The sequence below is a fragment of the Streptomyces sp. NBC_01525 genome, from assembly GCF_045040405.1.
Taxonomy (GTDB): Bacteria; Actinomycetota; Actinomycetes; order Streptomycetales; family Streptomycetaceae; genus Streptomyces; species Streptomyces benahoarensis.
The window spans coordinates 5,254,603-5,278,091 of record NZ_CP109397.1 but is presented as its reverse complement, the minus strand read 5'-3'; the positions used below and the strand labels follow the sequence as shown (position 1 = coordinate 5,278,091).

Sequence of the window (23,489 nt, the reverse complement as noted above, 5' to 3'; positions counted from 1 at the left end):
CCGGGCCGGTGGTTGATGCTACCGAGCCCACCACGCAGCGTTGCCCGCCCCCTCCCCCCTACGAAACGGATCACCCGTTCGAGCGAACTTCCCGGCGACGGCCGTGTCTTGGGAGGGCGGCGGTGTGGCGGCGTACGGTCAGGCGGTTCCCCCGGCGAGCCAGGCGCGGTCGAGGGTCCCCTCGGCGACGATCACGGCGGGTCCGGTCATCTCCACCGTGCCGTCGGGCAGTTCGGTGATCTCCAGGGTGCCGCCGAGGACATCGACGGTGTACGTGACGGGGGTGCCGGTCAGCGCCGGGTCGGTGCCGTCACGGCGGGCGGTGGCGACGGCGACGGCGCACGCGCCGGTACCACAGGAGCGGGTCTCACCGGAGCCGCGCTCATGCACCCGCATGGCGACATGGCGCGGTCCGCGGTCGACGACGAACTCGACATTGACGCCCTCCGGGTAGACCGCGGCGGGCGCGACGCCCGGTGCGTCGAGCAGCGCACCGGCGTGCGTCAGGTCCTCGACGAACGCGACGGCGTGCGGGTTGCCCATGTTGACGTTCCGGGACGGCCAGGTGCGCTCACCCACGGTGATGACGGCGCTGCCCTCGGGCAGCGCGGCGCGCCCCATGCCGACGGTGACGTCACCGGTCTTGGCGACGTGCACCCGGCGGACCCCGGCGCGGGTGGCGACGGCGAGGTCGCCGGCTTCGGCCAGTCCGGCGTGGAGGAGGTAGCGGGCGAAGACGCGGACGCCGTTGCCGCACATCTCGGCGACCGAGCCGTCGCCGTTGCGGTAGTCCATGAACCACTCGGCCTCGTCGGCCATCGCCCGCGCCTCGGGGTGGGCGGCGGCGCGCACGGCACGCAGCACGCCATCGGCGCCGAGCCCGGCGCGCCGGTCGCAGATCCGGGCGACCGCGGCGGCGGTCAGGTCGAGGCGGCCGTCCGGGTCCGGAACGATCACGAAGTCGTTCTCGGTGCCGTGGCCCTTGAGGAAGTCGATACGCGCTGCGGTGCTCACCCCTGAATCGTACGGGCCACGGGGGTGATCCGGCGCGCGGGGCGGGCGGGCACGGGGCGCGCACGACGTACGACGGGGGGCGCGGGACGCGCACGGGGCGCGGCACACGGGGCGGGCGCCCCGGTGGACCGGCCGCTCGGCCGGTTCAGCGGAGGCGGGTGACGCGCCAGATGGCGAGGGCCGCGGGGACGACCACCACGGCGGTGTAGGCGAGCACCACGCGCCAGCTCGCGCGGCGGCCCGAGCCGCGCCCGGGCAGTCCCGGCCAGGTGTGGCCGACGCGGCGGGCCGCCATCATGCCCCAGCCCGCGGCGCAGCAGCACAGCAGCAGGCCGAGCATGGCGATGGGCGCGCCGCCGTCGCCGCCGAACTCGAAGGCGAGGGGGAAGGCGAACATCAGGGAGCCGATGGCGGCGAGCGCCACGACCGGCGCCAGCTGCCACAGCCGCAGTCGCCGCGGCGGGCGCAGCTCCCGGAACGACTCGCCGCCCTCGGTGGACGGCTCGTCGGCGTCGGGCCCGTCGGAACCATCCAGGGCGGGGCTGTGCGGGGCCTGGAGAGCGGTGCCGTCCGGCTCCGGCAGGTCGTCGGCGCGCGGCTCGCGGCCACTGGGGACGGCGTACGGGGCGGCGTCGGCGTCCCCCGGGTGCGCGGGGTGCGGGGTCGGGGCGTCGGTGTCGCGCGGCGCCGTGCCGGTGCCGTGCCGGTCCGGGTGCTGCGCTCCGTTACGAGGGCCGGCCTCCATTGCCACGCGCCCTCCCCACTACAGACTGCACGCTCGATCGACGGTTGATGATGACATGCGCTCAGGGGCGCCGATGACGGGCGGAGCGTCCCGATGCCATGACGTGATCAGGCTGTGACCGGTCGTTCGAGGAGGGCGAGGGCGTGCCGCGGGAGTTCCGCGCGGTCGGCGTCGGCGCCACTGAGCCAGTGGACCCGGGGATCGCGGCGGAACCACGCGTCCTGCCGCCGGGCGAACCGCTTCGTGGCCCGTACGGTCTCCTCCCGCGCCTCCGCTTCGGTGCACTCCCCCGCCAGGTGGGCGAGGACCTGCTGGTAGCCGAGGGCGCGGGAGGCGGTGCGGCCGTCGCGCAGGCCGACGGTCTCCAGGGCGCGCACCTCGTCGACGAGGCCGTCCTCCCACATGCGGTCGACGCGGCGGGCGATGCGGTCGTTCAGCTCCGGGCGCTCGACGCCGACGCCGATCTGGAGGGTGTCGTAGACGGCTTCGTGGCCGGGGAGGTGGGCGGTGAAGGGGCGGCCGGTGATCTCGATGACCTCCAGGGCGCGCACGATGCGGCGGCCGTTGCCGGGCAGGATCGCGCGGGCGGCCTCCGGGTCGGCGGCGGCGAGCCGGGCGTGCAGGACACCGCTGCCGTGCGCGGCCAGCTCGGCCTCCAGACGGGCGCGGACCTCCGGGTCGGTGCCGGGGAACTCCAGGGCGTCGAGGGCACCGCGTACGTACAGCCCGGAGCCGCCGACGAGGACGGGGGTGCGGCCCTCGGCGAGCAGCCGGTCGATCTCGGCGCGGGCCAGGCGCTGGTACTCGGCGACGTTGGCGGCGCGGGTGACGTCCCAGATGTCGAGGAGGCGGTGCGGCACGCCCCGCCGCTCGCCCTCGGTGAGCTTGGCGGTGCCGATGTCCATGCCGCGGTAGAGCTGCATGGAGTCGGCGTTGATCACCTCGCCGCCCAGGTGCGCGGCGAGCGCGACCCCCAGATCGGACTTCCCGGCCGCGGTGGGCCCAACGACGGCGATGACCCGCGGAGCGGGGACTGCGGTGTTCACACCGCACAGTCTCCCAAACCTCCGGCGCGGCCCGGTCCCCGGCCCGGACGGCACGGCCGGCGGCCGGGGCCGCACGGGGCGGGCCGGTGGCGGCGCCGACCGGGGGCGCATGGGGCGGCGCCGCGCGCCCCGGGCTACGTCCAGCTGGCCACGAAGTAACCGACGCCGTACGGGGCCTCGTCGTAGTGCAGTGCGCCGTGGAGGGGGGTGCTCGCGCGGGCGGCGCCGGTGAGGAGCTGCCAGGGGGCGCGGCCGGTCGCCTTGAGGGACGCGGCGTCCTCGGGGTCGAGGGCGGCGAGGGTGTCGGTGTCGGCGGTGGCCAGGGCGCGGGCGAGCGTGGCGTCGAAGTCCGCGGCGCGGGCATCGTGGTAGCCGGGTGCCTTGACCGTGCGGCAGGCGCTGCCGTCGCCCATCACCAGGAGCGCCACCCGGGGGGCCGACGCGGCGATCTCACGGCCCGCCTCCAGGCACTGTTCCGGGGCGAGCGCCTCGTCCACGCCCAGGCCCTCCACGGGGGCGTCGACGGGGGCGGCATGGGCGAGCAGCCAGGCGCCGACGGACAGGGACGGCGGCAGCGGGCGCGCGGGCGGGTGCGGCGCGGCGCCGAGGCGGACCTCACTGTCCACGCCGAAGCCCCGGAACGAGCCGGTCGCGCCCTGCGGGTGCGGCCCCTGTCCGGCCCGGTCGGCGGGGCCGACGACGACCAGCCGGTCGGGGCGGGCGGCGGCGAGGGCGCCGACGGCCTCCCGGCAGGCGGCGCGGAGCGGTTCCAGCTCGGCGGCGGCGCCGGAGGCGACCTCGGGGACGAGCAGGGGCGGGCACGGGCACAGGGCGGCGGCTACGAGCATGCCAGGCAGCGTAGCCCGCGCCCCCGAGGCGGCCGAGGGCCGCCGCCCGCTCCGGCCCGAGGGCCGCTGTGCGCGGCAGCCCCCGGCCCCGTTCCCCCTCAGTCGCAGCCGCAGCCGCCCGTCGGCGCCGGGGTGGCGGCCGGGGCACCGAGGGTGGGCAGGCCCAGCATGACGCCGACGGGCTTGGCGGCGGGGGCGGCGTTGCGGCGTTCCCAGGCGTCGCCCGCGGCGGTCCGGCGTACCGCGGAGACAGGGCCCTCGGCCAGGAGGTGGTGCGGGGCGGCGTAGGTGATGTCGACGGTCACCGTGTCGCCGGGGCGGACCGCCTCATCGGGGCGGGTGAAGTGGACGAGGCGGTTGTCGGGGGCGCGGCCGGAGAGGCGGCGGGTGGCGTCGTCCTTGCGGCCCTCGCCCTCGGCGACCATGACCTCCAGGGTGCGGCCGACCTGCTTCTTGTTCTCCTCCCAGGAGATCTCCTCCTGGAGGGCGACAAGACGCTCGTACCGCTCCTGGACGACCACCTTGGGGATCTGGCCGTCCATCTCGGCCGCCGGGGTCCCGGGGCGCTTGGAGTACTGGAAGGTGAACGCCTGGGCGAAGCGGGACTCGCGGACCGTGTGCAGGGTCTGCGCGAAGTCCTCCTCGGTCTCACCGGGGAAGCCGACGATGATGTCGGTGGAGAGCGCGGCGTCCGGCATGGCGGCGCGGACCTTCTCGATGATGCCGAGGAAGCGCTCCTGCCGGTACGAGCGGCGCATCGCCTTCAGGACGCGGTCGGAGCCCGACTGGAGCGGCATGTGCAGCTGCGGCATGACGTTCGGGGTCTCGGCCATGGCGGCGATGACGTCATCGGTGAAGTCGCGCGGGTGCGGGGAGGTGAAGCGGACCCGCTCCAGGCCCTCGATCTTCCCGCAGGCGCGCAGCAGCTTGCTGAACGCCTCGCGGTCGCCGATGTCGGAGCCGTAGGCGTTGACGTTCTGGCCGAGGAGGGTGATCTCGGCGACGCCCTCGGAGACCAGCGCCTCGATCTCGGCGAGGATGTCGCCGGGGCGGCGGTCCTTCTCCTTGCCGCGCAGCGCCGGGACGATGCAGAAGGTGCAGGTGTTGTTGCAGCCGACGGAGATGGAGACCCACGCGGCGTACGCGCTCTCGCGGCGGGTCGGCAGCGTCGAGGGGAACGCCTCCAGGGACTCGGCGATCTCGACCTGCGCCTCCTCCTGGACGCGGGCGCGCTCCAGGAGGACCGGCAGCTTGCCGATGTTGTGCGTGCCGAAGACCACGTCGACCCACGGGGCCTTCTTGACGATGGTGTCGCGGTCCTTCTGCGCGAGGCAGCCGCCGACGGCGATCTGCATGCCGGGGCGGCCGGCCTTCTTGGGGGCGAGCTGGCCGAGGTTGCCGTAGAGCCGGTTGTCGGCGTTCTCGCGGACCGCGCAGGTGTTGAAGACGACGACGTCGGCACCGTCGGCGTCCTTGGGGGCGCGGACGTATCCGGCGTCCTCCAGGAGGCCCGACAGCCGTTCGGAGTCGTGGACGTTCATCTGGCACCCGTAGGTGCGGATCTCGTAGCTTCGCTCAACGCCCACGTCACAACTCCGGTCACTGCTGCTGGTCACCCCACAAGGGTAAGGGGGTGCGGGAAGCGGATCTCCCCCGGCGACGGGACGGGCCCCGTACGGTGCGCCGGGTGCCTGGCCGGGTGACCGCATCGCGGGCATCGTGCGGCGGCCGGGCCCGGTGCCGTGCGCGGCCCCCACTCGCGTACAGGCAGGGGCCGGTGCGCACGGGGCGCGTCAGCTCGCGTCGAGCCCCCAGAGGGGCGACGGCGTCGAGCCGTTGAAGGTGTCGCCGAAGAGGGCGGGGTGCGCCGGGGCGCCGACGTCGGCGGGGGCGAAGGATGTCACGCCGCCGTGGGCCGGGTCGCCGGACGGCACGGACCAGACGGCGCCGTGCCGGTCGTTCTCACCGGGCGCGGAGACCGCCAGATCGGCGTGGCCGTCGCCGTTGGCGTCCAGCAGCCGCACCCCGGCACCGAACAGGTCGCCCGCCTCGGCGACGCCGGGAACACCGGGGCTGTCCTGGCTGAAGGCGACCGAGCCGGTGCCGGTCAGCCCCTTCGCGGAGCCCTTGAGCAGCACCACCGAACCGGCCCTGGCCTTGGTGCCGACGGCCTCGCCGGGCACGCCGACGGCCAGCTCGTCGCGGCCGTCGCCGTCGGTGTCACCCGCGGCGAGGGACGCGCCGAACACGTCGCCCTCCTCGTCGGCGCCGGGCACACCGGGCGTGGCCTGGGTGAACGTGTCGGTGCGGCTGCCGAGGCCGGAGGCGGTGCCGTAGCGGACCTTGACGGTGCCGGAGTCGGTCCAGGGACCCTCGATGACGCCGTCGGGCGCCTCGCGCCAGGCAAGGTCCGCGCGGCCGTCGCCGTTGAAGTCGCCCATGGTGGCCGGGAGCGCCTCCGGGCCGTTGTCGGACTGCTTGGTCAGCCCCTTCGGGCCGCCGAGGAAGACGGCTCCGGGGCGGGCCGACTCCTCCATGGAGCGGGCGACGAACACATCGTCGGCGCCGTCGCCGTTGAGGTCGCCCGCGGCCAGGGACAGCACCTCGGAGTCGCCGTCGGCGACCGACACGGTCTGCTCGTGGGCGGCCTTGCCGTCCCGGGTGAACGGGCCCTGGAGCAGCTTGGCCTGCTTCTCCTGCGCGTAGGCGGTGGTGAAGAGGTCCTGGTGGCCGTCGCCGTTGAAGTCGCCGCCCGCGATGTGGCGGGCGTGGTGCAGCGTGACGGCGCCCTCGCCGCTCAGGCCCTTGCCCTTGGTGCCCCACAGGGCGAGCAGGGTGTCCTGCTGCCCGGCCACGACGACGGCGAGGTCGGTGACCCCGTCGCCGTCGAGGTCACGGGCGACGAGCGCGTCGCCGAACCGGCCCTCGACGGACGGGATGCCGGGCGTCTTGGCGTCGACGACGGTACGGGTCGCCGGGTCCAGCCCGTGCGCGGAGCCGTAGACCACGGCGATGTACCCGGGGTTGTCGCCCGTCGCGGGGGCGCCGACGGCCAGGTCGTTGTAACCGTCGCCGTTGAAGTCCTCCTTCAGCGCTGTCTTCTTGACGGCTGCCCGGGGGGTGCTGCCGGGATCGCTGCCGCCGGACGTGACGGCGCCCGCAGTGACAGCGAGCGCCCCCACGACGACGGCTCCCACGCCCGTGGCTATCGCTCCCCTGGTGCGCTTGCGCACTCGGCCTCCTGAGATCAGTGGTCCGCGTATTCCCTACGCCTGCCTTCGTACGGTGCCCGGGCCCGCCGGGCACCGCCCCCGTCCCCCTCCGAGGGGGATGCCGTTCCGCGCTCCGTGGCCGGTGGCGCGCCCCGGAGAAGCGGAAGGTCACCCAGGGGGACTCCAGCAGGACCCCTGCCGGTTGCATTCCCGTTGCCTCGTCATTGCTCCGTGATTGCCTTGTGATTTCCCTTTGCCTGTACGGGCGTTGGGGAACGGGGCGCCCGGCGGCGCCCGGCGGGCGGGCCGCGCGCCCCGTGGCCGGTGGGCCCGCACCCCTCCCCCTTCCGGACACGCCCTGGCAGGATTCCGGTCATGTTTCCGGCGATCCCGTCGCTCTCCGCGCTCCCCCGCCGCCTGGCCGGGGCCCTGCGCCGCCCGCTGTCCGCCACGCTCTGCGCCGTGGCGGCGCTCGCGCTGCTCGCCTGGTGGCTGCTGCCCCTGGGCGGCGCCCCGTCCCCCCGGGGCACCGTGACGCTGGCGACGGGCGTCCCGACCGGGGTGTACGCGCGCTACGGCGAACTGCTGCGGCAGGACCTCGCCCGGGACATGCCGCAGCTGGACGTCCGGCTGACGCGCAGCGAGGGGTCGATCGACAATCTGCGGCAACTCACCTCCGGGCGCGCGGAGTTCACCATCGCGACGGCCGACGCGGTCGCCGCATACCAGGAGCGCGGCGAGGCGGGCGGGCGCTCTCTGCGGGCCTGTGCCCGGCTCTACGACGACTACATGCAGCTGGTCGTGCCGGAGGGGTCGCGGGTGCGCTCCGCGAAGGACCTGAGCGGGCTGCGGGTGGGCGTGGGCGCCAACGGTTCGGGCGTCCAGCTGATCACCCGGCGGCTGCTGGCGGCGGCGGGCCTGGCCTTCGCCCGCGACATCCACCCGGTGCGCGTCGGCATCGACACCATGCCGACGCTGCTGCGCCACGGAAAGCTGGACGCGTTCTTCTGGTCGGGCGGGCTGCCGACCACCGCGGTGCAGCACCTGGAGGCCCGTTTCCCGGTCCGGCTGGTGCAACTCGGCGATCTGGCGGCGGCGTTGCACCGTCAGGGCGGGAAGGCCCGCTACTACCGGGAGGCCGTGATGCCGGCCGACGCCTATCCGCGGGCGCAGCACGGGCAGGGCGTGAAGACGATCGCGGTGGCCAATCTGCTGGTCACCACCGACCGGGAGGACGCGGCGCTGACCGAGGCGATGACCCGGACGGTGATACGGAGCCGGGACGCGATCGGCGAGGAGGTGCACGCCGCGCAGAAGGTGGACCTGCGGACCGCGGTCTTCACCGATCCGCTGGCGCTGCACCGGGGCGCGCGGCGCTACTACGTGTCCGAGAAGCCCTGAAACGGCGCGGCCCGGCACCCGGTCCTGAAGGCCGGGTGCCGGGCCGCGCGTCCGGCTCAGGCTGCGGGCGTCCCGCCGGGGCGACGGCCCGGGCGGCTGCGGCGCGGTCGGCGACGGCCGCCCGCCGCTCCGCCCGCGGCGCCTCCCGAGGCGCCTCCCGCGGGGCTGCGCCGTCCGCCGCCCGCGGGGCGCCGCCGGGCGGGCTGCTGCGGGGCGGGGGCGGCGAGCTGGACCTGCTCGCCCGAGGGGGTGCGGGCGCCGGTGATCCGTATCAGCTCGGCATCGCCGGGGCGGACCGTGGCGGTGTCCGGGGTGATCTTCGCCTGGCGCATCAGCCGGGTCATGTCGCGGCGCTGCTCGGGGGTGACGAGCGTGACGACGGTGCCGGACTCCCCGGCCCGCGCGGTGCGGCCGCCGCGGTGCAGATAGTCCTTGGCCTCGGTGGGCGGGTCGACGTTGACGACGAGGTCGAGGCCGTCGATGTGGATGCCGCGGGCCGCGACGTTGGTGGCGATCAGCGCCGAGGCATGGCCGGTGCGGAACTGCTCCAGGGTGCGGTTGCGCTGCGGCTGCGACTTGCCGCCGTGCAGCGCGGCGGCGCGTACGCCCTGGGCGAGCAGGTGCTTGGTGAGCCGGTCGGCGCCACGCTTGGTGTCCACGAACATGATCACGCGGCCCTCGCGGGCGGCGATCTCGGTGGCGGTGGCGCGCTTGTCGGTGTCGGCGACGTAGAGGACGTGGTGGTCCATGGTCGTGACGGTGGCGGCCGAGGGGTCCACGGAGTGGGTGACCGGGTCGGTGAGGAAACGGCGGACCAGTTTGTCGACATTGCGGTCGAGCGTCGCGGAGAACAGCATCCGCTGACCGTCCGGGTCCACCTTCTCCATGAGGCGGGTGACCTGCGGCAGGAAGCCCATGTCGGTCATCTGGTCGGCCTCGTCGAGGACGGTGATGGCGACCTGGTCGAGGGCGCAGGCGCCCCGGTCGAGGAGGTCGGCGAGCCGCCCCGGGGTGGCGACCAGCACCTCGGCGCCGCGGCGCAGGGCGTCGGTCTGCCGGTTGATCGAGGTCCCGCCGACGACGGTGGTGGTCCGCAGCCCGACTGCCTCGGCGTACGGGCCGAGCGCGTCGGCGACCTGCCCCGCGAGTTCGCGGGTGGGAACGAGCACCAGCGCCAGCGGCCGCCTGCTCTCGGCGCGGCGGCCGGCGGTGCGGCTGAGCAGCGCGAGGCCGAAGGCGAGGGTCTTGCCCGAACCGGTGCGGCCACGGCCGAGGACGTCGCGCCCGGCGAGCGTCGCGGGGAGGGTCGCCGCCTGGATGGGGAACGGCTCGGTGACACCCTGTGCGCCCAGCGCGGTCAGGAGGGCCGGGGCCAGCGGCAGCTCCTCGAAGGAGGCCACGGCCGCGGGGGCCGGCGTCCGGGGGGATGTGCGGGGTGCGGCGCTGCGTCGCGGTGCGGTCGCTCGTGTCACTGAAGGCCCTTCGGGTGAGGTGGAGGCGTGGTCGTGCCGACCGCGCACTCATCCGTGGAACGGCGCTCGGACACGAGGCGCACGGGGGGCGCGGTGGGGTGGGGCCGGGGCGGTCGGGGCATCCGCGCCGTCCGCCGGGAAGGCGGGCGGGGGGTGCGACGGGGCGCCCGGCCCCGCGGAGACGGGACGGGGCCCGCACCGGTCAGCCGGTGCGGGCCCCGTCCGCGCATCGCGTGGGCGTCAGGCGCCGACGATGTTCTCCGCCTGCGGGCCCTTGGGGCCCTGGGTCACGTCGAAGGTGACCTTCTGGCCCTCGAGGAGCTCACGGAAGCCCTGGGACTGGATGTTCGAGTAGTGGGCGAAGACGTCGGGGCCGCCGCCGTCCTGCTCGATGAAGCCGAAGCCCTTTTCCGAGTTGAACCACTTCACGGTGCCGGAAGCCATAATTTTCTCCTTCATGGGGCACGGAGCCCGCACTGCGCGGACTCCCTGTCGCCGAGATGAGTGACCCGACACCGGAGGATTCCGGTAAAAACACGGAACGCCCGGGGCTACCAGCCTCCGGGCGCACACGACGTTCATGGGTACCACAACTGCAACGCCGTTCACAGTAGCACAGCCCCGGCGTGCCCGGGCGGAGCGCACGGTCCCCGCCCCGTGGTGCCCCGCTCACCCGCCGTACGGGGCATCCCGCGGCACCGTCACCCGTACCTGGAGGCCGTGCGGCACCTGCGGGGCGAAGCGCAGGGTGGCGCCGCCCGCGGCGAGCAGGGCGCGGCTGATGGAGAGACCGAGGCCGGAGCCGGAGACGTTCTGGTGGCGGCCGCTGCGCCAGAACCGGTCGCCGATCCGGGCCAGCTCGTCATCGGTGAGGCCGGGTCCGCTGTCGGCGACGGTGATCCGTACGCCGTTGCCACGCGAGATGACGGCGACGGTGACGGGGCCGCCGGGCGGGGTGAACTTCAGGGCGTTGTCGACGACGGCGTCGAGGGCGCTGGAGAGAGCGACGGGGTCGGCCCAGCCGGTGACGGCGGCGTGCCCCTCGTAGGTCAGGTGCACGCCCTTGTCGTCGGCGAGCGGGCGCCAGGAGCCGACCCGCTCGGCGGCGAGGGCGGCGATGTCGGTGAGTTGGAGGTCGGCCGCGGCGTGCTCGGCGAGGGCGAGGCCGAGGAGGTCGTCGAGGACGCGGGCGAGCCGCTTGCCCTCGGCGCGTACGGAGGCGATCTCCGCGTTGCCCTCGGGGAGTTCGAGGGCGAGCAGTTCGATGCGGAGCAGCAGCGCGGAGAGCGGGTTGCGCAGCTGGTGGGAGGCGTCCGCGACGAAGGCGCGCTGCTGCTCCAGGACGTCCTCGACGTGGTCGGCCATCTCGTTGAACGAGCAGGCCAGCCGCCGCAGTTCGGGCGGTCCGGCGGTGGCGGCGACCCGGGACTTCATCCGGCCGGTGGCGATGTCGTGGCTGGCCGCGTCGAGGACCCGTACCGGCCGCAGCACCCAGCCGGTGAGGCGGAACGCGGCGGCGACGGCGGCGAGCATCGCCGCGCACTCCCCGGCGGCGATCAGCAGCCAGCCGCGCAGGATGCGGTCGCGCAGCTGCCCGGTGGGCGAGTCGGTGACGACGACTGCGACGACGTCACCGTCGCGGATGACCGGCGAGGCGACCGGGATGCGGCCGGTGTCGTCCCAGGGCCAGATCTGGTCGGGGTCGTGGCTGCGGTGCCCGGCCAGCGCCTCCTTGAACGCCTGCGCGCCCTTGCCGTCGCGCGCCACGGGCCAGCCGCGCGGGGCGGCGGCCATGGGGGTGCGGTCGCGGTGGAAGACCCCGGCCCGGATGCCGTAGAGGTCGTGGTAGCGGGCGAGTTCCGCGGCGAGGGTGGCGCGGCGTTCGTCCTCGTCCCCGCCGGACGCCCCGGCGCCGGAGCGGTCGGTGACGAACTGCGCGAGGGAGGCGAACCGCGCCGCGTCGTCGATGCGGTCGATGACCACCTTCTGCTGCTCGACACCGGCGGTGATCACCGCGAGCGGGACGCCGAGGGCGAGCAGCACCCCGGCGAGCAGCACGATCAGGAGGGGGAGGAGTCGGGTACGCACGGACCGGCCGGGTCCCTCAGCCGGCCGGGGCGGCGGGCGGGCGCAGGGGGGCGGCGGGGGCGACGAGGCGGTAGCCGACGCCGCGGACCGTCTCGATGAGCGCGGGCATCCGCAGCTTGGCGCGGAGCGAGGCGATGTGTACCTCCAGGGTCCGGCCGGTCCCCTCCCAGCTGGTGCGCCACACCTCGCTGATGATCTGCTCCCGCCGGAAGACCACCCCGGGGCGCTGGGCAAGCAGGGCGAGGAGGTCGAACTCCTTACGGGTCAGCGGGACGGCGGTGCCGTCCACCGAGACCTGGCGGGTGGGCAGCTCGACGGTGACGGCGCCCAGCCGCAGCGCGTCGTCGGGTCCGCTCTCCTCGGCGCGCGGCTCGGCGGGGCCGGGCGTCCCGCGACGGCTGACGGCGTGGATACGGGCGAGGAGTTCGCCGGTGTCGTAGGGCTTGACGACATAGTCGTCGGCGCCGAGGTTGAGGCCGTGGATGCGGGAGCGGACATCGGCGCGCGCGGTGACCATGATGACGGGCACGGCGCGGATCCGGCGGATGCGGCCGCAGACCTCGAATCCGTCCTGGTCGGGCAGGCCGAGGTCGAGCAGGACCACCGCGAACGGCTCGTCGTGGTCGGGCAGGAGCGCCTGGAGGGCCTCCTCGCCGTTGCGGGCGTGCACGACGGCGAAGCCGTGCCGTCCGAGCACCGCGGACAGGGCCGCGGCGACGTGGTCGTCGTCCTCGACGAGCAGCAGTCTCATCGGCCCGGCCTCCTCCTCGGTGATGGTGTGCGGTGACGGTGTGCGGGAACCACACGGCATCTACGGCGATGAACGGTGTGCACGTCAAGGGTTGGCCATGCCCCGGACGCCATCCGTTACGCAGCCGGTACGCCCGGGGGCACCGGGGCGGCTCCGGAGCGCGGGAGACGGACCGGCGCCCCGTGCGGGCGCCCCGTGCGCCGATGTCCCCGAACCGGGACAGCGGGTTCCGGCCGTCGCGGCCGGATCGTGATGCTCAAGTTCCGCTCAGATGTAATGACGCAGGTCGCGGGCCGCCCTAGGGTCCTGGCAACCGAGGAGGACGGAGCTACACGCCGATGAGCGAAGTATCGGGGACCGGGAGCACCGAGGCCCCCGCACCGGCCGGGGACCAGTTGGTCGTACTGGACAACGTCAACAAGCACTTCGGCGCGTTGCACGTGCTCCAGGACATCGACCTGACGATCCACCGTGGTGAGGTCGTCGTGGTGATCGGGCCCTCCGGGTCCGGCAAGTCGACGCTGTGCCGCACCATCAACCGTCTGGAGACGATCGACAGCGGCGCCATCAGCATCGACGGCAAACCGCTGCCGCAGGAGGGCCGGGAACTGGCCAGGCTCCGTGCCGATGTCGGCATGGTCTTCCAGTCCTTCAACCTCTTCGCGCACAAGACGGTGCTGGAGAACGTGGTGCTGGGCCAGACCAAGGTCCGCCGCACGGACAAGGCGGCCGCCGAGAAGAAGGCGCGCGCCCTGCTGGACCGGGTGGGCGTGGGCACCCAGGCGGACAAGTACCCCGCGCAGCTGTCGGGCGGTCAGCAGCAGCGGGTGGCCATCGCCCGCGCGCTGGCCATGGACCCCAAGGTGATGCTGTTCGACGAGCCGACGTCGGCGCTGGACCCGGAGATGATCAACGAGGTGCTGGAGGTCATGCAGCAGCTCGCCCGGGACGGGATGACGATGGTCGTCGTCACGCACGAGATGGGGTTCGCCCGCTCCGCCGCCAACCGCGTGGTGTTCATGGCCGACGGCCGGATCGTCGAGGAAGCGGAGCCGAACCAGTTCTTCAACAATCCGCGCAGCGACCGCGCGAAGGACTTCCTTTCGAAGATCCTGCACCACTGAGCCCGCGGTCGGGCCACGATGACCGTCAACACCTGTGTAGACAAAGGATGTTCACCATGAGGATGCGTAAGACGGCCACGGCGTGCGCGGCGGTGCTCGCGCTGGCGGCAACGGCGACCGCGTGCGGCGGCGAGTCGGGCACGGCGGGCGACAAGCCGGCCGGTGGCGACGTCTACAGCGGCACCTACAAGCCCGCGTCCGGCGTCAAGGTCGACTCCCCGGTGCTGCAGAAGGCCCAGAAGGCGCACCAGATCACCGTCGGCGTCAAGGCTGACCAGCCGTTCCTCGGCTTCAAGGACACGTCGGGCACGTACTCCGGCTTCGACATCGAGATCGCGAAGATGGTCGCCGCCGACCTCGGGTTCTCCGAGAAGGAGATCACCTTCAAGACGATCGACTCCAACGTCCGCGAGACCGCCATCTCCAAGGGCCAGGTGGACTTCTACGTCGGTACGTACTCGATCAACGAGGAGCGCAAGAAGCAGGTCGACTTCGCCGGGCCGTACTACACCGCGGGCGCCGACCTGCTGGTGCGCCGTGAGGACAAGTCGATCACCGGCCCGATGTCGCTGCGCGGCAAGAAGGTCTGCTCCATCGTCGGCTCCACGCCGCTGCAGGAGATCAAGAAGCCGAAGTACGGCGCCGACACCACCGAGCTGTCGAAGTACTCGGACTGCGTCAAGTCGCTGCTCGACGGCCAGGTCGACGCCGTCACCACCGACGACGCGATCCTCAAGGGCTACGCCGCGCAGCGCAAGGACAAGCTGCGGGTCGTCGACAAGCCGTTCACCAAGGAGCCGTACGGCGTCGGCCTGAAGAAGGGCGACAAGGCGCTCCAGGACGCGATCACCGCCGCGCTGGAGAAGCACATCAAGAACGGCGACTACAAGACGGCGTACAACGGCACGCTGGGCAAGTCCGGTTCGCCGTTCACCGACAACACCGCGCCGGAGCTGCCGCTTCCGCGAGGCTGACGCGCTCGCGCCCCGCTTCGGAGGGGGCCCCGCGTCCGTCCGCCCACCGGGGCGGGCGGACGCGCCCTCCACCGCACTTCCAGGGCTGCGCCCCGTACGCCCGCCGCGCCGGGTGTGCGGGGCGCGCTGCCGTCCGCGCCGCGCGGGCCCCGCCCCCTTTTCGCCGCCGACCCGACCGCAACCGCGGAGACCCCATGAACGTACTCCTCGATCATTTCCCCGAGTTCCGTGACGGGTTCCTCGGAACCCTGGCGATCACCGCGGCCAGCGCGCTGCTGGCGCTGGTGCTCGGCATTCTCATAGCCGGCTTCCGGGTCTCCCCGATCCCGCCGCTGCGCGTGTTCGGGACGGCCTGGGTCACGGTGCTGCGGAACACCCCGCTCACCCTGCTCTTCCTCGTCGCCTTCTTCGTGGTGCCGCAGGTCCTCATCCCCGGCACCAGCCCGTTCGTGCTGGCGACGCTGGCGCTGGGCTTCTACACCTCGTCGTTCGTGTGCGAGGCGGTGCGCTCGGGCATCTCGACTGTGCCGATCGGGCAGGCGGAGGCCGCCCGCTCACTGGGCATGACGTTCTCCCAGACACTGCGGATGATCGTGCTGCCGCAGGCCACCCGCACGGTGCTGCCACCGCTCAGCTCGATCTTCATCGCGCTGACGAAGAACTCCGCCATCGCGGGCGCGTTCAGCGTCGCCGAACTGTTCAGCGTCTCGAAGCTGCTGAGCGACAAGGGTTTCGCCATCGGCTGGATCTTCCTGTGGATCGCCCTGGCCTACCTCGTCATCACCTTCGCGATCAGCGGCCTCTTCCGGGTGCTGGAGCGGCGGATGGGGGTGGCCCGGTGAGCGGGGCCGGACGGCGGATCAGTACGACGTGGGTGCCGCGCGCAGGCGGGGCGGATCGAAGCGAGGTATCGGCATGAGCGGCGCCAGCGTTCTCTACGACGCACCGGGTCCGAAGACGAAGGCGCGCAACCGCCTCTACAGCATCGTCGGTTCGGTGGCGGTGGTGGCCCTGATCGCCTTCGTCATCGAACGGCTCAACGCCAAGGGCCAGTTCGCGCCCGGGATGTGGAACATCTTCAACTACGCGGACGTGCGGACCAATCTGCGCGACGGCGTGCTGACCACTCTGGAGGTCTTCGCGGTCGCCGCGGTCCTCTCGCTGGCGCTGGGCGTGCTGCTGGCGGTGGCGCGACTCTCCGACCACAAGCCGGTGCGCTGGCTGGCGACCGGTTTCGTCGAACTGTTCCGCGCGATCCCGCTGCTGATCACCATCTACGTGCTGTGGGTGATCCTCCTCGCCAACCGCGACGCGCTCGGCCTGTCCGGTAACGGTCCGCAGTTCTGGGCGCTGGTGGTGGGCCTGACGGCGTACAACGGCTCGGTGCAGGCCGAGGTGCTCCGCGCGGGCATCGCGGCGGTGCCGCGCGGCCAGAGCGAGGCGGCGTACGCGCTGGGCATGCGCAAGACGCAGGTCATGACGACGGTGCTGATCCCGCAGGCGGTGCGCGCGATGCTGCCGACGATCATCAGCCAGCTGGTGGTGACGTTGAAGGACACCTCCCTCGGCTACATCATCACGTTCGAGGAACTCCTCTACACCGCTCGCCAGATGAGCACCAACATCATCGTCAACGGCTCGGACACCTACGTTCCGGTCATCATCGTGACGGGCGTCATCTACGTCGCGATGTGCCTGGCGCTCTCCGGCCTGGCCACCTGGATCGAGCGGCGCGGCCGCCGCGCGAAGACCGGTGTCGCACCGGCGACCGCCGCGCCCGCGGGCGACCCGGCCACCGCCGCCGCCGACGCCGGGAAGGACACCGCCGCGACGCCGTGACCGGCCGGTGAGCGGCGGGGCGGACGAGGTGCGCGGGGGCGGCGGCGCCCCGGTCACTTGACGCGGAGGGCCGCAGTGGGTTGCATACGCTGTGTGATCACGCACCGGGCTTCAACTGCCAGTTCCCGTACCGCCGCTTCGCCCCTGCGGGGCCGGGGAGCCACCTCGTGGACCCGGTGATCGTCGTGGGGGCGGGCCCGGTCGGCCTCGCCCTCGCCCTCTCCCTCTCCCGCCTCGGCGTACCGTCCGTCGTCCTCGACGACACCACCGGCCCGGAGCCCGTCCGCCCGGCCCGTACCGCGGTGCTGCGCGAGGACACCGCCGGGTACGTGGCGCGGCTGGGCTGCGCCGCGACGCTGGCATCGGCGGGCACCCGCTGGACCGCATGGCGCACGGTGCGCCGACGACGGCTGATCGAACGCGTGGAGTTCGGCCCCGGCGGCCTGTGGACGTCCGGCGCCGACGACGCGCCCGCCTCGCCCGTCCATCTCCCCCAGCACGCGCTGACCTGCGCGCTCCGTGCCGCGCTGGAGGGCGAGGAGCTGGCGCGGATCGTCGGCGGCGGCCGGCTGACGGAGCTGGAGCAGGACGCCGACGGCGTGAGCGCCCACACCCGCGGCCCCGGCGGCACCTGGTGGCGCGGGAGTTACCTGGTCGGCTGCGACGGCCCGCGCTCCACCGTCCGCAAGCTGCTGGAGATCCGTTTCCCGGGCCGCACCTCCGTGGAGCGCCACGCGGTGGCCGCCATCCGCGCGGAGCTGCCCTGGCCCGGCGAGGCACTGCTGCACCGCGCCCCGGGGCGGCACGGCGGCGCGGAGGTCTGCGCCCGGCCGCTGCCGGACGGGGTGTGGCGGCTGGACTGGCTGCTGCCGCCGGGCCGCGATCTGGTCACCCCGGACGCACTGGTGGCCCGGATCCGCGATTCGCTGGCGGGCTGGGCCGCCGAACCCGCTCTGTCGGCCGACGCCGAGGACGCCCCGCAGCCGCCCCGCGGCCGTGGCCAGGCCCGCCCCGTGCCGCCGTACGAACTGCTCGACACCGGGGTGCACACCGTCCACCACCGGCTGGCGCGGCGCTGGCGGCACGGGCGCGCGTTCCTCGCCGGGGACGCCGCCCATCTGCTCGGCGCGCTCGGGACGCAGGGCCTCGACGAGGGGCTGCGGGACGCCGAGAACCTCGCCTGGAAGCTGGCGCTCGCCTGGCACCACGGGGCGTCCGAGACGCTGCTGGACAGCTATCAGGCCGAGCGGCGCGGCGCGGTGGCCGCCCGGCTGCGCGCCGCCGACCAGGCGCTTCCGCGGCTGCGGGACGGCGGCGCGGGACGTCTGCGGCGCGCGGTGCCGGGCGCCGCGCGCGGCCATGCCACTCTGCTGACGGATGGTCACCTGGGGCGCGGGCCGCTGGGCGCGCCGCCGGTCCACGCCTGTTCGCCGCTCGCCCCGGCTCCGGCGCACACCGCGGCGACGCCGGTGGGCACCCTGCCGGGCGCGCCGGTCGCCGATGTGCCGGTGACGGCCGCCGACGGTTCGGTGGTGCCGCTGCGCGAACGGCTGGGCCGGGGGCTGCTGTTGGTGCTCGTCGCGCCCGGTACGGGCGTGTGGGAGCCGCGGCACTGGCGGTCCGCCGGGCTGATGCCGCGGCTGACCGGCGCGGCCGAGGGGCTGCCCCTCGCCACCGAGGTCCTGGTCGCCGAGGAGTATCCGGGGGCGGCCGCGCACACCGTGCTGCTGGTGCGCCCGGACGGTCATCTGGTCACCGCGATGTCCGGGGTCCGCCCGGCCGAGCTGTACGCCTGCGCGGACGCGGTACGCGGCGGGGCCTTCGGCGGGGCGGCACACCAGCCGCCGGCCGGGGGCGGTGACGCGGCCGGCGGTGACGGGGTGGCCGGTGGTTCTCCGGGCGCGGAATGCGTGGTTGACCCTGTGGGAACGTCCGTGTTTCACTCCGAGCGTGACTGATCACGGCGCGCGTTTCTGGCGGAGGGTCCATCTCGACCTGGTCCGCTACGCGGGCTGCACCTGTCGTCCGTCCTGCTGATCCGCAGTTCTTCCCCGCGCGCTCCCGGCCGTCCGGCCGTGGTGAGCGCGTCTCTTCGCGATCACTCAGGACGGTGTCCCGTGCCCGATCTCTCCACCCCTGCCCGCCCTCGGACCGCCCCACTCACGGGCGGTCCGAGCGCCGCAGAACTCTTTAGCTTCGTCCGCCGCACCGCCGCGGACACCCCGCTCGTCGCCTCCCTCCCCCTCGACCCCGAGGGCCGCACCTGGCTCCGGCTGGACGGCCCGGACGGCAGCGAGGCATGGCTGATCGGCTGGCCGCCCGGCACCGGCACCGGCTGGCACGACCACGGCGGCTCACGCGGCGCCTTCGCCGCGGCCGCCGGTGCGCTGACCGAGGACTCCCTCACCGTCCAGCTCCCCACCGAGGGCTGGACGAGCCTGGAGCTGACCGACGGCGTCGACCGCACCCACACCCTGACCGACGGCCGCGGCCGGGCATTCGGCCCCCACCACGTCCACCAGGTACGCAACGTCTCGCCCGCCACGCACGCGATTTCGGTGCACGCGTACCACCCGCCGCTCCCCCTGATGCGCCGCTACCGCCGCACCGGTGCTCTCCTCCGCCTCGAAGAGGTGGAGCGGCCGGAGGATTGGGGGTGAGGGCGGGGGCGTACGGGGTGCGGCACGGGGGCCGGGGTGACCTCTGTGCCGGGCGGCGGGACGGGTGTGGCGCGGAGAGCCGTATCGCCCGATGGGCCGGGTGCCGGGCCCGGCACCGTGGCGGCCCGCGGTCCGGGTGCGACGCCGGGCCCCGTATCCGGGTACACGTCGGGGCGGGCGTCGTCGCGGAGGTGCCGCAGCGCCTGCCGAGCGGCACCAACAGAGAGGCGGAGGTGGGAAGTTGAGCGCCATCGACACCCTGCTGGAGCAGGCCCGGACCCGACTGCACCGGGTGGATCCCGGGCAGGCGGCAGCGGTGCAGCGGGCGGGCGGACTCCTCGTCGACATCCGCTACGCGGCGCTGCGTGCACGCGACGGCACCATCCCCGGCGCGCTGATCGTGGAACGCAACGAGCTGGAGTGGCGCCTCGACCCGACGGGCGACCACCGCGCCCCCGAGGCGACCGGCCATGACCTGCACATCGTCGTCATCTGCAACGAGGGATACGCATCGAGCCTCGCCGCCGTCTCCCTCCACCAACTGGGGCTGCACCGCGCCACCGACCTGACCGGCGGCTTCCAGGCATGGCGCGCTGCGGGGCTTCCCGTCAGCCCCGGCACGGCGCCCGCCACCAGCTGACCGGTACGGCCCGGCCGCGCCCCCGGTCATGACCCGGCTGCCGTGCCCCGGTCGCCGGGTCACCGCGCCGGGGCGGGCGTGACGGGACGACCGGTGGGGGCGGCACCAGCACACTCGGCGGCACCCCGGCCCGGCACCACTACTCCTGCGCCCATTGCTCCAGCAGTTCGGGGTCCTCGCCCTCCTCCTCCAGCGCCTGGCGGACCACCCGGAGGGCCAGGCCCTCGGAGTAGCCCTTGCGGGCCAGCATTCCGGCGAGGCGACGCAGCCGCCTGTCGCGGTCCAGACCCCTGGTACTGCGGAGCTTGCGCTCGACCAGCTCCCGGGCGGTGGCCTCCTCCTGCTCGGGATCGAGGCGGCCGACCGCCTGGTCGATGACCTCGGACTCCACGCCCTTGGTCCGCAGCTCGCGGGCGAGCGCCCGCCGGGCCAGGCCCCGCCCGTGGTGCCGGGACTCCACCCACGCATCGGCGAACGCCATGTCGTCGATGAGCCCGACCTCCACGAAGCGGGAGAGGACCTCCTCCGCGGCCTCCTCGGGGATGTCTCGCTTGCGCAGGGCGTCCGCGAGCTGGCTTCGGGTGCGCGGGGACCCGGTGAGCAGGCGCAGACATATCGCCCGCGCCTGCTCCTCGGGCGTGCGCGGGGACCCCTGCCCGGCCCTCGACGGGGAGGGGTCATCGCTGTCGTCACGGCCACCACGGCCCTTACGGTGTTCGGCACCGCCCATGGCGTGACCGCCGCCGTCGGGCCATTCCGTTCGCCGCGTCATGACGGACTAGCTCTTGGCCGCGGCGGCCTTGGCACCCTTGGCACCCTTGGCCGCGGGCGCCGGGAGCGACTTGGCGGGCTCGGCCGGGCCCGCGGCGTCCGGGCCGGGCTCCGCCACCGGGTCCTGCGGCTTGACGCCGATGCCCAGCTTCTCCTTGATCTTCTTCTCGACCTCGTTGGCGAGGTCCGGGTTGTCCTTGAGGAAGTTGCGGGCGTTCTCCTTGCCCTGGCCGAGCTGATCGCCCTCGTATGTGTACCAGGCGCCCGACTTGCGGATGAAGCCGTGCTCCACGCCCATGTCGATCAGGCCGCCCTCACGGCTGATGCCCTGGCCGTAGAGGATGTCGAACTCGGCCTGCTTGAAGGGCGGGGCCACCTTGTTCTTGACCACCTTGCAGCGGGTGCGGTTACCGACCGCATCCGTGCCGTCCTTGAGGGTCTCGATACGGCGGATGTCGATACGCACCGAGGCGTAGAACTTCAGGGCGCGGCCACCCGTCGTGGTCTCCGGCGAGCCGAACATCACGCCGATCTTCTCGCGGAGCTGATTGATGAAGATCGCGGTGGTCTTGGACTGGTTGAGCGCGCTGGTGATCTTGCGCAGCGCCTGGCTCATCAGCCGGGCCTGGAGACCGACGTGCGAGTCGCCCATCTCACCCTCGATCTCCGCCTTCGGCACCAGGGCCGCGACGGAGTCGATGACGATGAGGTCGAGGGCGCCGGAGCGGATCAGCATGTCCGTGATCTCCAGGGCCTGCTCACCGTTGTCCGGCTGGGACAGGATCAGCGCGTCCGTGTCCACGCCGAGCTTCTTGGCGTACTCGGGGTCGAGCGCGTGCTCGGCGTCGATGAACGCCACGGAGCCGCCGGCCTTCTGGGCGTTGGCCACCGCGTGCAGGGTCAGGGTCGTCTTACCGGAGGACTCCGGTCCGTAGACCTCCACGACGCGGCCGCGGGGGATGCCGCCGACACCCAGCGCCACGTCGAGCGCGGTCGACCCGGTGGGGATGACCTCGATGGGTTCGTTCGGCCGCTCCCCCATGCGCATCACGGCGCCCTTGCCGAATTGCCGTTCAATCTGTGCGAGCGCGGCGTCGAGCGCCTTCTCGCGGTCAGTGCCTGCCATGGGTTCCACCCGATTTGCTTGAGTCGATCGCTTCACGTCCACGACGCTAACGCCTGCCACTGACAATGCGCCCGGACCCGGCTCCGGCCTGTGGACAACTCGGCGATGAAGCCCCGGAACTTTCGCTCCGGCGTACAGGTCGGACCCCAATAAGAATAGATGTTCGATTTTACTGTCAAGCGCACCCGCCGGAGCCCCGGGCACGAGGCCCCGGGGCCCGGTCCGTGCAGGTCACGACGGCGGCCGGTCAGGCATGCGGGGCCCAGAAGGCGGTCAGCCTCCCGGCGCCGGGCTCGATGTCCCGCCAGGAGCCGGTGAAGGCGAGAACGGCGATCGCGGACGTCGGGAGGCCACTGCGGTGCATCCGTGCCAGCAGATCACCGTCCGCCTCGCCGGTGAGCGCGTCGGCGAGCTCGTGGATACCGGGGTTGTGCCCAATGACCACCAGGCTCCCGACCTCGTCACCCACCTCGTTGAGGAGCGCGATCAGCTCGCCCGGCGACGCCCTGTAGACGCGCTCCTCGTACACCGTCCTGGGCTGCTCCGGCAGCTCGGACAGGGCGAGCCGCCATGTCTCCCGGCAGCGTGCGGCGGTCGAGCACAGCGCCAGGTCCGGAAGGACACCGGACCCGGCGAGCCGGCGGCCGGCGGCGGGTGCGTCCTCGCGGCCGCGCGCCGCAAGCGGGCGCTCATGGTCGTCCCCGTCGGTCCGTTCGGCCTTGGCGTGGCGCAGGAGCACCACATGGCGGGTCGTCTCAGCACTCATGGCGGCCATCCTCGCCACCCGACGACCCCGGGCCGGGGCGCACCGCGCGGAACTCGGCCGGGCGGGCGAATCCCGGCCCGCGCCCGGCGGCCGGTCAGCCCCCGTGGGCGGTGAGCCGGTAGCCCTCCGGGCCTTCGAACGAGAACATCGGCCCGAAGGGGCTCTCCGCCATCGGCGTGAGGATCGTGATCCCGGCGGCGACGAGCCGGTCGTGGAGCTGTTGGGCGTCGGGGGTCCGGAACCAGAGCACCACGCCGAGGCCCGGCCGTGCGGCGTCGGCGAGGTCGGTGTCCGGGAACAGCTCGCGGACGGCGAACGGAATCGGCGCGGTGTCGAACACGACCGCATGGGGCGGCGAGGCCGGGGACCGGCGCAGCCCCAGGTGCCGCTCACAGAAGGCCGCGGCGGCCTCCACGTCACGGACCTGCAGGGCGACGAAGTCGGGACCGTCGACGGCAACAGACATGGGCTTCCCTCACTCTTATGTCAGGACTTTGACACAGGGGAGGCTAGGGGGCAGCCCACGAGCATGTCAAAATGCTGACATGAACGAGAGTGTGCCGCCGGAGCCGTCCCGCCCCGCGAACGATGTCACCCAGCACGTCGGATACCTGCTCAAACGCGCCCAGGCGGCCCTGCGCGCCGCCATGGACAAGGTGCTGCGCGAGCACGGGCTGACCGTGCCGCAGTACGCCACGCTGGAACTGCTGGCGCTGCACCCCGGGATGTCCAACGCCGACCTCGCCCGCGCGACCTTCGTCACCCGGCAGTCCGGCAACGTCGTCCTCCGGGGCCTCCAGGAGGCCGGGCTGATCACCCGCCCCGCCACCGCCGATCACGGCCGCGCCCGGCCCGCCCGCCTCACCGAGGAGGGCCACACCCGCCTGGCCACGGTCCAGGCCACCGTCCATGCCGTCGAACAGCGCATGGCCGACGCGCTCCCGCCCCGGCGCGTCACGGCACTCCTGACCGACCTCGAACGCATCGCGACGGCACTGGAGGACTGACGGCC

General features: G+C 73.7%; 23 protein-coding genes. 9 read left to right on the top strand and 14 right to left on the bottom strand.

The window, feature by feature from the left end:
• Positions 1–138 precede the first annotated feature (138 nt).
• The 6 genes from dapF to OG422_RS23620 all read right to left on the bottom strand — a co-directional run bounded on the left by dapF (position 139) and on the right by OG422_RS23620 (position 6,886).
• On the bottom strand, positions 139–1,014 hold the full coding sequence (gene dapF / locus OG422_RS23645; protein ID WP_143944752.1) for a diaminopimelate epimerase: 876 nt from the start codon (positions 1,012–1,014) through the stop codon (positions 139–141).
• A 145-nt stretch (positions 1,015–1,159) separates the two neighbouring features.
• Complete coding sequence (locus OG422_RS23640) at positions 1,160–1,759, bottom strand: hypothetical protein (RefSeq protein WP_405747962.1); 600 nt, start codon at positions 1,757–1,759, stop codon at positions 1,160–1,162.
• Positions 1,760–1,866: 107 nt separating this feature from the next.
• Complete coding sequence (miaA, locus tag OG422_RS23635) at positions 1,867–2,805, bottom strand: tRNA (adenosine(37)-N6)-dimethylallyltransferase MiaA (RefSeq protein ID WP_405745257.1); 939 nt, start codon at positions 2,803–2,805, stop codon at positions 1,867–1,869.
• Positions 2,806–2,939: 134 nt separating this feature from the next.
• The gene (locus tag OG422_RS23630; RefSeq protein WP_405745254.1) at positions 2,940–3,653 is read right to left on the bottom strand and encodes a class III extradiol dioxygenase subunit B-like domain-containing protein; all 714 of its coding nucleotides are present in this window, start codon (positions 3,651–3,653) and stop codon (positions 2,940–2,942) included.
• Positions 3,654–3,751: 98 nt separating this feature from the next.
• Positions 3,752–5,239 (bottom strand): tRNA (N6-isopentenyl adenosine(37)-C2)-methylthiotransferase MiaB, encoded by a 1,488-nt coding sequence (gene miaB / locus OG422_RS23625; protein WP_405747960.1) that lies wholly within the window; start codon positions 5,237–5,239, stop codon positions 3,752–3,754.
• Between the two features lie 207 nt (positions 5,240–5,446).
• Positions 5,447–6,886 (bottom strand): FG-GAP-like repeat-containing protein, encoded by a 1,440-nt coding sequence (locus tag OG422_RS23620; RefSeq protein ID WP_405745251.1) that lies wholly within the window; start codon positions 6,884–6,886, stop codon positions 5,447–5,449.
• A gap of 354 nt (positions 6,887–7,240) precedes the next feature.
• Between OG422_RS23620 and OG422_RS23615 the strand changes: the two genes are divergently transcribed.
• Positions 7,241–8,266, top strand: a complete 1,026-nt coding sequence (locus OG422_RS23615) for a TAXI family TRAP transporter solute-binding subunit (protein ID WP_405745248.1) — start codon at positions 7,241–7,243, stop codon at positions 8,264–8,266.
• A 56-nt stretch (positions 8,267–8,322) separates the two neighbouring features.
• Here OG422_RS23615 and OG422_RS23610 read toward each other — a convergent pair whose 3' ends face one another.
• From OG422_RS23610 to OG422_RS23595, 4 genes are all read right to left on the bottom strand, one after another.
• Complete coding sequence (locus tag OG422_RS23610; protein ID WP_405745245.1) at positions 8,323–9,666, bottom strand: DEAD/DEAH box helicase; 1,344 nt, start codon at positions 9,664–9,666, stop codon at positions 8,323–8,325.
• A gap of 312 nt (positions 9,667–9,978) precedes the next feature.
• A complete protein-coding gene (locus OG422_RS23605; protein ID WP_143944847.1) occupies positions 9,979–10,182 on the bottom strand; it encodes a cold-shock protein in 204 nt (67 codons plus the stop codon).
• Positions 10,183–10,407: 225 nt separating this feature from the next.
• Positions 10,408–11,826, bottom strand: coding sequence for a sensor histidine kinase (locus OG422_RS23600; protein ID WP_405745242.1), 1,419 nt, complete (start codon positions 11,824–11,826; stop codon positions 10,408–10,410).
• A 16-nt stretch (positions 11,827–11,842) separates the two neighbouring features.
• Entirely contained in the window at positions 11,843–12,577 is a 735-nt protein-coding gene (locus OG422_RS23595; RefSeq protein ID WP_405745239.1) for a response regulator transcription factor, read from the bottom strand.
• 338 nt (positions 12,578–12,915) lie between these two features.
• Between OG422_RS23595 and OG422_RS23590 the strand changes: the two genes are divergently transcribed.
• From OG422_RS23590 to OG422_RS23560, 7 genes are all read left to right on the top strand, one after another.
• Positions 12,916–13,701 (top strand): amino acid ABC transporter ATP-binding protein, encoded by a 786-nt coding sequence (locus OG422_RS23590; RefSeq protein ID WP_143944387.1) that lies wholly within the window; start codon positions 12,916–12,918, stop codon positions 13,699–13,701.
• 56 nt (positions 13,702–13,757) lie between these two features.
• Positions 13,758–14,675: a glutamate ABC transporter substrate-binding protein gene (locus OG422_RS23585; RefSeq protein ID WP_143944386.1), complete on the top strand. Its 918-nt coding sequence runs from the start codon at positions 13,758–13,760 to the stop codon at positions 14,673–14,675.
• Between the two features lie 194 nt (positions 14,676–14,869).
• Positions 14,870–15,517, top strand: a complete 648-nt coding sequence (locus tag OG422_RS23580; RefSeq protein ID WP_143944385.1) for an amino acid ABC transporter permease — start codon at positions 14,870–14,872, stop codon at positions 15,515–15,517.
• A 73-nt stretch (positions 15,518–15,590) separates the two neighbouring features.
• A complete protein-coding gene (locus tag OG422_RS23575) occupies positions 15,591–16,514 on the top strand; it encodes an amino acid ABC transporter permease (protein WP_405745234.1) in 924 nt (307 codons plus the stop codon).
• A 167-nt stretch (positions 16,515–16,681) separates the two neighbouring features.
• Positions 16,682–18,472, top strand: a complete 1,791-nt coding sequence (locus OG422_RS23570; protein WP_405745231.1) for an FAD-dependent monooxygenase — start codon at positions 16,682–16,684, stop codon at positions 18,470–18,472.
• A gap of 159 nt (positions 18,473–18,631) precedes the next feature.
• The gene (locus OG422_RS23565) at positions 18,632–19,174 is read left to right on the top strand and encodes a cysteine dioxygenase (protein ID WP_143944764.1); all 543 of its coding nucleotides are present in this window, start codon (positions 18,632–18,634) and stop codon (positions 19,172–19,174) included.
• A 241-nt stretch (positions 19,175–19,415) separates the two neighbouring features.
• Positions 19,416–19,814, top strand: a complete 399-nt coding sequence (locus OG422_RS23560) for a rhodanese-like domain-containing protein (protein ID WP_405745228.1) — start codon at positions 19,416–19,418, stop codon at positions 19,812–19,814.
• Positions 19,815–19,953: 139 nt separating this feature from the next.
• Here the strand turns inward: OG422_RS23560 and recX are convergent, their stop codons facing one another.
• From recX to OG422_RS23540, 4 genes are all read right to left on the bottom strand, one after another.
• Entirely contained in the window at positions 19,954–20,586 is a 633-nt protein-coding gene (gene recX, locus OG422_RS23555) for a recombination regulator RecX (protein WP_405745225.1), read from the bottom strand.
• Positions 20,587–20,592: 6 nt separating this feature from the next.
• Entirely contained in the window at positions 20,593–21,711 is a 1,119-nt protein-coding gene (recA, locus tag OG422_RS23550) for a recombinase RecA (RefSeq protein WP_405745222.1), read from the bottom strand.
• Positions 21,712–21,958: 247 nt separating this feature from the next.
• Positions 21,959–22,477, bottom strand: coding sequence for a SixA phosphatase family protein (locus tag OG422_RS23545; RefSeq protein ID WP_405745219.1), 519 nt, complete (start codon positions 22,475–22,477; stop codon positions 21,959–21,961).
• A gap of 94 nt (positions 22,478–22,571) precedes the next feature.
• Complete coding sequence (locus OG422_RS23540) at positions 22,572–22,943, bottom strand: VOC family protein (protein WP_405745216.1); 372 nt, start codon at positions 22,941–22,943, stop codon at positions 22,572–22,574.
• A gap of 79 nt (positions 22,944–23,022) precedes the next feature.
• Here OG422_RS23540 and OG422_RS23535 point away from each other — a divergent pair, with 79 nt between their 5' ends.
• On the top strand, positions 23,023–23,484 hold the full coding sequence (locus tag OG422_RS23535) for a MarR family winged helix-turn-helix transcriptional regulator (protein WP_143943848.1): 462 nt from the start codon (positions 23,023–23,025) through the stop codon (positions 23,482–23,484).
• Positions 23,485–23,489 lie beyond the last annotated feature (5 nt).